This window comes from Burkholderia sp. Ax-1720 (assembly GCF_011753035.1).
GTDB classification, from domain to species: domain Bacteria; phylum Pseudomonadota; class Gammaproteobacteria; order Burkholderiales; family Burkholderiaceae; genus Burkholderia; species Burkholderia gladioli.
Genome location: NZ_VWWK01000241.1, coordinates 1 through 8,421, shown reverse-complemented (window position 1 = coordinate 8,421; position 8,421 = coordinate 1). Strand labels below are relative to the sequence as shown.

4 protein-coding genes and 1 pseudogene are annotated in these 8,421 nt (G+C 67.5%); 2 read left to right on the top strand and 3 right to left on the bottom strand.

The genetic code is table 11. The features are described from left to right. Positions 1-248: 248 nt before the first annotated feature. Both F3J18_RS33865 and F3J18_RS33860 read left to right on the top strand, forming a co-directional pair. Positions 249-2,273, top strand: coding sequence for a site-specific DNA-methyltransferase (locus F3J18_RS33865; protein ID WP_166916459.1), 2,025 nt, complete (start codon positions 249-251; stop codon positions 2,271-2,273). Positions 2,274-2,317: 44 nt separating this feature from the next. Then, the gene (locus F3J18_RS33860) at positions 2,318-5,362 is read left to right on the top strand and encodes a DEAD/DEAH box helicase family protein (RefSeq protein WP_166916457.1); all 3,045 of its coding nucleotides are present in this window, start codon (positions 2,318-2,320) and stop codon (positions 5,360-5,362) included. A gap of 73 nt (positions 5,363-5,435) precedes the next feature. On the opposite strand, the gene F3J18_RS33855 is transcribed toward F3J18_RS33860, so the two are convergent. The 3 genes and pseudogenes from F3J18_RS33855 to F3J18_RS33845 form a co-directional block, all read right to left on the bottom strand. Beyond that, positions 5,436-6,773 (bottom strand): HipA domain-containing protein, encoded by a 1,338-nt coding sequence (locus F3J18_RS33855; protein ID WP_160640090.1) that lies wholly within the window; start codon positions 6,771-6,773, stop codon positions 5,436-5,438. A gap of 257 nt (positions 6,774-7,030) precedes the next feature. Further along, a pseudogene (locus F3J18_RS38730) lies at positions 7,031-7,273 on the bottom strand (transcriptional regulator); the annotation flags it as partial. Between the two features lie 607 nt (positions 7,274-7,880). After that, on the bottom strand, positions 7,881-8,421 hold a 541-nt coding region (locus F3J18_RS33845), incomplete at its 5' end, for an anti-sigma factor (protein WP_166916455.1).

Below are 8,421 nucleotides of genomic sequence, written 5' to 3'. Positions count from 1 at the left end.
TCACGCCGCCGGCCAGGCCGAGCGCGACCACCACCTCGCGGTTGGAGAAGCGCAGCAGGCGGCGGCGCGGCGGCGGCCCGGAAGCCGGGCGCGTCCCGTGGTCCTCCGTTCCCCTCGCGACCCGCCACGTCCCTGCCCGCGCCGATATGCCGATGCATCGATGCGCGGCCGGGCATGGCGGACGGCCTCGACGGCCCGCCGCGGCGGCGCCGGGGAACCTCGGCAGCGGCGCGCCACTCATGCTTTACATGGAAAACACGATGCGAAAGATCGAATCCGCCAGTCCCGAGGCCCGCTCCGCGGATCTCGCGGCGGACAACCTCGAACGGCTCCGGGCCCTGTTCCCGGAAGCGGTGACCGAAGGCCCGCAGGGCCTCGCGCTGAACCTCGAGGTGCTCAAGGCGCTGGTGGGCGAGCGCACCGTCGCCGAGGCCGACGAGAAATACGGCCTGGCCTGGCACGGCAAGCGCCGCGCGCGCCAGCTCGCGCTCACGCCCTCCACCGGCACGCTGCGCCCCTGCCGCGACGAGAGCCTGAACTGGGACGGCACCCGCAACCTGATGATCGAGGGCGACAACCTCGAGGTGCTCAAGCTGCTGCACAAGAGCTACGCGGGCTCGGTCAAGCTGGTCTATATCGATCCGCCGTACAACACCGGCAAGGAGTTCGTCTATCCCGACAACTTCACCGACAGCCTGCGCCACTACCTCGCGCTGACGGGCCAGGCCGCGGGCGGCGTGAAGCTCAGCAGCCATACCGAGGCGAGCGGCCGGTTCCATACCGACTGGCTCAACATGATGTATCCGCGCCTGAAGCTGGCCTTCGACCTGCTGGCCCGCGACGGCCTGATCGCCATCCATATCGACGAGCACGAGCTGCACGCGCTGGTGCTGGTGATGCGCGAGATCTTCGGCGAGGAGAACGAGCTGGGCGTGGCGGTGTGGGACAAGCGCAACCCGAAGGGCGACGCGCGCGGCATCGCCTACCAGCACGAATCGATCGTGCTGTTCGCGCGCGACGCCGAGTGGCTGTTCGAGCACGCGCCGCTCAAGCGCCCCAAGCGCAACGCGCAGCGCATGCTGGACGCGGCCCACGACGCGATCGCCGATACCACCACCATCGCCGAGGCGACCCAGGCCTACCGCGCCTGGCTGCGCGCGCAGACCACGCTGTCGGGCGGCGAGGCGATGTACGACCGGCTCTCACCCGAAGGCCGCGTCTACCGCCTGGTATCGATGGCCTGGCCGAACAAGAAGCGCGCCCCCGACGACTACTTCATCCCGCTCACGCACCCGGTGACGGGCAAGCCCTGCCCGGTGCCCGAGCGCGGCTGGCGCAACCCGCCCGCCACCATGCGCGAGCTGCTCGACAAGGGGCTGATCGAGTTCGGCGCGGACGAAAGCACCCAGCCGCAGCGGATCTATTTCCTCGACGAGAACCTGCACGAGAACGTGCCCTCGATCCTGCCCTTCGGCGGCTCGGACGATGCGCGCCTGAAGGCGCTGGCGATTCCCTTCGACCTGCCCAAGCCGACCGATTTCGCGGCCTCGCTGGTCGGCTGGCTGACCGGCGACGACGACCTGGTCGTCGACTGCTTCGCCGGCTCCGGCACCACCGCGCACGCGGTGATGGAGGCCAACGCGGCCGACGGCGCGCGCCGGCGCTTCGCGCTGGTGCAGCTGCCCGAGCCGCTCGACGCCGGCAACAAGGACCAGAAGGCCGCCGCCGAGTTCTGCGCCCGGCTCAAGCGCCCCGCCAACCTGGCCGAGATCACCAAGGAGCGGCTGCGGCGCGCGGCCGAGCGGATCCTCGGCGAGCATCCCGAGGCGGCGCTCGACCTGGGCTTCCGCGTGTTCCGGCTCGATTCCACCAACGTGGTGGAATGGGACCCGCGCGGCGCCAACGTGCAGCAGTCGCTGCTCGACGCGGTCGAGCACATCAAGGCCGGCCGCACCGACGCGGACCTGCTCGCCGAGCTCACCATCAAGCTCGGCCTCGATCTGTGCGCGCCGGTCGACACCCTGCCGGTGGCCGGCAAGCAGGTGCACGTGATCGACGGCGCGATCGTGGCCTGCTTCGCCGCGCGCATCGACCGCGCCGAGGCCGAGGTGCTGGCGCAGGGCATCGTCGGCGTGCTCGATGCGGTGGATGCGCCGCCCCAGCACGACGTGACCTGCGTGTTCCGCGACGGCGCCTTCGTCGACGACGTCGCCAAGGTCAACCTGTCCGCGATCCTCGAGCAGCACGGGATCCGCTCGGTGCGGAGCCTCTGATGACGCGCAACGTGTTCGACGCGCAGTCGGCCGGCGCGCCGATGATGGAACTGCATTTCGAGGCCGATCTCGACTACCAGCTCGAGGCGGTGGATGCCGTCTGCGACCTGTTTCGCGGGCAGGACGCGCATCGCGCGGCGTTCAGCGTCGATGCGGCCGACGCCGCTGGACAGACCGGCGACGGCGACACCAGCATCGCGCGGCAGATGCCGATCGGCGTGGCCGAGAGCGCGCTGGCGGTCGGCAACCGGCTCGCGCTCGATACCGCGGCGCTGGCGCGCAACCTCGCCGAGGTGCAGGTGCGCGGCGGCCTGGCGCCCTCGGGGCCGCTGGTCTCGACCGACTTCACCGTCGAGATGGAGACCGGCACCGGCAAGACCTATGTCTACCTGCGCACCATCTTCGAGCTGCACCGGCGTTACGGCTTCACCAAGTTCGTGATCGTGGTGCCCTCGGTGGCGATCAAGGAGGGCGTGCACAAGACGCTCGACATCACGCGCTCGCATTTCCGCCGGCTCTACGACGGCGTGCCCTTCGACTACTTCCTGTACGACTCGGCCAAGCTCGGCCAGGTGCGCCGCTTCGCCTCCAGCGCGACGGTGCAGATCATGGTCGCGACGGTGGCCGCGATCAACCGCAAGGACGTCAACAACCTCTACAAGCCCAGCGAGAAGACCGGCGGCGAGAAGCCGATCGACCTGATCCGCGCCACCCGGCCGATCCTGATCGTCGACGAGCCGCAGAGCGTGGACGGCGGGCTGGAAGGCCGCGGCAAGGAGGCGCTCGACGCGATGGCGCCGCTCTGCACGCTGCGCTATTCGGCGACCCACGCGGACCTGTACCAGATGGTGTACCGGCTCGACGCGGTGGACGCCTACGAGCGGCGCCTGGTCAAGCAGATCGAGGTGGCCTCGGCCACCGTCGAGGACGCGCACAACAAGCCCTATGTGCGGCTGGTGTCAGTCAGCAACCGGCGCGGCACCATCGCCGCGCGCGTCGAGCTCGACGTGGCCACGCCGGCCGGCGTCGAGCGCCAGACCGTGACGGTCGGCGACGGCGACCTGCTCGAGCGCGTGACGCGCCGCGGCGTGTATGCCGACTACCGGATCGGCGAGATCGACACCACGCGCGGCAACGAGTTCGTCGAGCTGCGCTATCCCGGCGGCGAGGCCTTCCTCGCGCTCGGCGACGCGCATGGCGACGTCGATCCGCTGGCGATCCAGCGCGAGATGATCCGCCGCACGATCCGCGAGCACCTGGACAAGGAGCTGCGCCTGAAGCCGCTCGGCGTGAAGGTGTTGTCGCTGTTCTTCGTCGACAGCGTCGATCGCTATCGCCGCTACGAGCCCGGCGGCGTCGCCCTGAAGGGCCCCTACGCGGAGATCTTCGAGAACGAATATCGACGCGCCGCGAAGCTGCCTATCTACCGCTCGCTGTTCGCCGGCTTCGATCCCGATCTCGACGTGGCCGCCGCGCACGACGGCTACTTCTCGATCGACCGCAAGGGCGGCTGGACCGAGACCAGCGACAGCAATGCCAGCGGCCGCGAGAACGCCGAGCGCGCCTACAGCCTGATCATGCGCGAGAAGGAGCGGCTGCTGTCCTTCGCCACGCCGCTGCGCTTCATCTTCTCGCACTCGGCGCTCAAGGAAGGCTGGGACAACCCGAACGTGTTCCAGATCTGCACGCTGCGCGATATCCGCAGCGAGCGCGAGCGGCGCCAGACCATCGGGCGCGGGCTGCGCCTGGCGGTCGACCAGCGCGGCGAGCGCGTGCGCGGCTTCGACGTCAACACGCTGACCGTGGTGGCCACCGAGAGCTACGAGCAGTTCGCCTCGAACCTGCAGAAGGAGATCGAGGCCGATACGGGGATCCGCTTCGGCATCGTCGACACGCACCAGTTCGCGGTGCTGCCGGTGACCGACGCGCAAGGCGCGAGCGCGCCGCTGGGCGTCGAGCGTTCGGCGGCCTTGTGGACGCATCTGCACGAGGGCGGCTTCATCGACGCGCAGGGCAAGGTGCTCGATGCGCTGAAGATCGTGCTTAAGGGCGGCGTGCTGCCCTTGCCCGAAGCCTTCGAGCCGCTGCGGCACCGGATCGTCGAGCTGCTGCGCAAGCTGTCCGGGCGCCTGGACGTGCGCAATGCCGACGACCGCCGGTTGCTGGTGCCGCGCCTGGACGCGAAGGGCCAGCCCGTCGTGTTCGGCGAGGCGTTCCGCGCGCTCTGGGCCCGCGTGCAGGCTCGCACCACCTATCGCGTCAGCTTCGACGACGCCGCGCTGGTGGAGGCCTGCGTGGCCGCGCTGCGGGCCGCGCCCGAGGTGCCGCGCGCGCGCCTGCAATGGCGCAAGGCCGACATCTCGATCGGCAAGGCCGGCGTGGAAGCCACCGAGACGGCCTCGGCCGGCACGGTGGTGCTCGACGAGGGTGAGATCGCCCTGCCCGACCTGCTCACCGAGCTGCAGGACCGCACCCAGCTGACGCGGCGCACGCTGGCCGCCGTGCTGACCGGCAGCGGGCGGCTCGACGAATTCCGCATCAACCCGCAAGCCTTCATCGCGCTGGTGGCCGATGCGGTGAACCGCTGCAAGCGCGAGGCGCTGGTGGACGGCATCGCCTACAAGCGGATCGGCGACGGCGTGGTGTGGCCGCTGGCGCGCTTCGTCGACGAGCCGGTGACGGGGTATCGCAAGGATCTGCGCGAGGACGCGGGCAAGTCGGTGACGACCGCGATCGTGGTCGAGTCGGCGGCCGAGCGTGCCTTCGTGGATGCGCTGGAGGCCAGCGCGGCGGTGACCTTGTACGCGAAGCTGCCGGCCTGGTTCCGGATTCCCACGCCGCTGGGCGATTACCGGCCCGATTGGCTGGTGCTGGTGGAGCGGGCTGGGGCGCCGGATCAGTGCTATGTGGTGGAGATGGACAGCCAGGCCGACGACACCGAGCCGCGCGGCCGCGAACGGCGCAAGGTCCGCTGCGGGGACGCGCATTTCAAGGCGATCGCGGGGGCCGAGGGGCCGGTGCACTTCGTGCGGGCGCGCACGGTGGATGATCTGCTGGGTGTGACGGGGCAGCGGTCGTTCGCGTTTTAGGGGACGTGGGCGCGGCGGCTGGGTGGTGCCGCGCCCTTTCCTTTTCCCTCTTGTCCATCGCGCAATCTCCGCGTCAATCCCTGCCGGAAATGCGCCTCGCCATGTCGTGAATCACGGTGTGGCGAATCGCTCGCAGCAATCGGATCTCGCCGCCGAGAATCGCTGTCAATTCGGGGCGCTCCGCCGCGAGTGCCTCATTTTCCCGAACCGTCTGCTCGATGAGCGCATCGGCTTGTGCCGGGATACGCTCGAGCAATTCTTCGATCTGTCGTGCCGCAACGGCCCGCGTCAATCCCAATGCTTCGCCGGCATCTTCCAGCAAGCCGCGGCTGAAGTGCGCGTAACGCTTTTCACCGAACAACTCGCCCGTGAATTCCGAAAGATCCGGCCAACGTGCCTTGTCTTCCATGACGAAGCGTGTCTCGGAAACCGCCTCGCTCAGCAGGTCGTAGAACGGCGACAGCGTGATGCCGTCCTTGTCGACCAGGAAGCTGAGATTCTTCAGGTGGGAGTCGCCATTGCCCACCAGCACGCAAAACACCAACCAGCGGAAGATGCGCAGGCGAACCACGGCCGGCGCGCGGCATCGATCGATGAGCTTCAGCAGGGAATCGATCGACCAGGCCGGATATTTGCTGGTTGCGGCCAGCCCGAGCAATTGACAGCCATCAATCGCATGGCGCCTCGACACCCGATCAGCCTCGACGCGGCGATCGAATCGCTCGATCAGATAAACCGGAGCCGGGACGTAGCGCCGGGACACCTCCGGCACCGGCAGGCCACCGACGCCATCCGCCAGTTTCATGACGAACCATTCGTTGATGACCGTGTTGGGAAAGCCGTCGGGGTTCGGGTGGTTGGGCTTCAGGATATGGGTCGAGACGGCTTCGCTACCGGGCTCGTAGAGCTGCCCGTCACGGACCACCACCGGCAGCTTGTGCTGCGCACCGGCGAGTGACATTTTCTTGGGCGCGTCATGCGTCAGGGGCACGCGGGGCAGTTCGCGAATCCGCTCGTTCAAGGCCTCGTCGGTCAGCGGGCGCAGTGCCTCGTGCGGCACTTGCTCATCGTCCCCGCCAGGCGGGCGCAAGGTCAGGGAGCCAGCCGACTCTCGTCCGTAATACGCCAGCAAGGCAAACGCATCGTGCTCGTCGGGCAATTTCGCATCCTTGGCCAACAGCTTGCGAACCGTTTCCTCGGGCAGCAGGTTGTCGAAATACCATTGGCAAGGACGCGTGGTTGATCCATCTCGATGCCATTCCTCCTGCAACGGCAGGTGCGGGCTCAGGGCGAATCGATCGGGATTCTCCAGCCACGATCGATCGTATTCGAATGCCCAGAGATTCTGGTTCTCGTGAAGCCGGCCGATCACCTGTTGATCGATCGACGCGACCAGACTGCGCTCCGTCATTTGCGTGCCTTTCCTTTCGAGGGTTCGCCCTGCACGACCGTGGCGGCATCCTTCACCAGCTTGCTGGCGCGTTTCACGGTCGCTCCCGAACGTGATCGCTTGTCCGGCGTTGTCGCCAGCAGGCGCTCGGCGGCACGCAACACCACCTTCGATCCGACGATGTGCCGGTCCGGATCGACGAGGGTGTCTTCAGGTTCGTGCAGGCGCTCCACGGAGCGGAATTCGCGTGCCGCGGCGCGATGACGTGCCATCCTGGATTCGTTCCTGAGCAGCGCCTCGCTTGCATCGGGAATATCGAGAATCACCTGCACGCCCAGCCCTTCCAGTATCTGGAACAGCTTGCCCCACTGCACCGAGGTTTCGCCCGCCTCGGCCTTGACCATGAATCCGAGGCTCACCCCCATGCTGCCGGCGGCATCGTCTTGCCGCAGTTGCTGGGCTTTGCGGGCGGCCCGGATTACGCCGCCGATATCGGAGGCCTGCTCGATCTTGTGTCGCATGTCTGGATGGCTCGGTCGATTGTCCAGCAGGATACGCATCCTGCCGACGAAACTTCATGATCGTGAATTATAGGATCGATCCTGGAGACTGGAGGGAGAAAAATTCACGAACGTGTAGTTTTGATGGCTGGTAGTCGTCAGAGACAGTGAAAAATCCATAAGCATGAAGTTTATGACGAATGGGCTGCCGTTTTTTATCGAAACTTCACAAGCATGTAGTTTTAGCTAAATCCCATCGGCACAGCATTCGAAACCCGTTGTCCACGCAGTTATCCACGCCCTCGCGTATCCCCACAGCTTTTGTCGGGGTCGTATACACAAATAGTAGTAGTTAACAAAAGGCGTCCATCGCTGTGGATAACCGTGTTTACGCCTTTTCGATCAGCGCTGTGCCGTCCGCATAACCGTGCCGGTGCGATGTGCACAGCTCCCGGCAACACAGAACAACTTTCCGCACAGCCTGTGCGTATCCGTGTTTTGCCCAATCTGTCCACAGGCTATCCGCTGTGGTTCGCTGTGCCGCGAAGGCGAGCGAAACCGCGTCAGCCAAGGCTGACGGCTGGTTTCAAAGGTGAGGAAAGTCGGTTTGAGGTGAGGCTGGGAAGAATCAGCCGCGCACCGTTTCGAGCGCCGTGGTGAGCGCCGCGCCATCCACGCCGTCGGTGGGCGCCACCAGCGCGTAGTTGTAGCCCTGCTGCGAGCCGTATTGCGCGAGCAGCGCGCCGTCGCGGCGCGTGCCGTTCTTCAGCAGCTGGCGCTCGCCGCCGGGCGGGCGCACGTAGAAGCTGACCGCGTGACCCTGGTCGTCCTGGTAGAGCACCATCGCCGAAGGACCGTCCTCGGTCGCGAACAGGCGCCCGCCCACCGGCGTGAAGCCGGCGCGGGCCAGGTCGGGCAGCCGGATCGTCGAGCCGACCGAGCGCTCCAGCCAGGCCTGCAGCTCCTCCGGCCGGTGCGTGGCCAGATCGAAGCTGGCGCCACGGTTCGCCACCACCATCCGGTAGGCGGTCAGCGCGTCGCCCATCGGCCGGATCGGCGCGGCGATCGCGGCCAGCGTCGCGTCCGGGCCGCCCTCGAGCTGCCAGCCGCGCGCCATCCAGCCGCCGCCGCCGCCGATCGCCACGCTCAGCACCAGCCCGGCCGCGATC

Bases quoted from the DNA above. Each gene is read 5' to 3' on its own strand.
- F3J18_RS33855 (WP_160640090.1), bottom strand. From the start codon at position 6,773: ATGACGGAGCGCAGTCTGGTCGCGTCGATCGATCAACAGGTGATCGGC.
- F3J18_RS33865 (WP_166916459.1), top strand. From the start codon at position 249: ATGGAAAACACGATGCGAAAGATCGAATCCGCCAGTCCCGAGGCCCGC.
- F3J18_RS33860 (WP_166916457.1), top strand. From the start codon at position 2,318: ATGGAACTGCATTTCGAGGCCGATCTCGACTACCAGCTCGAGGCGGTG.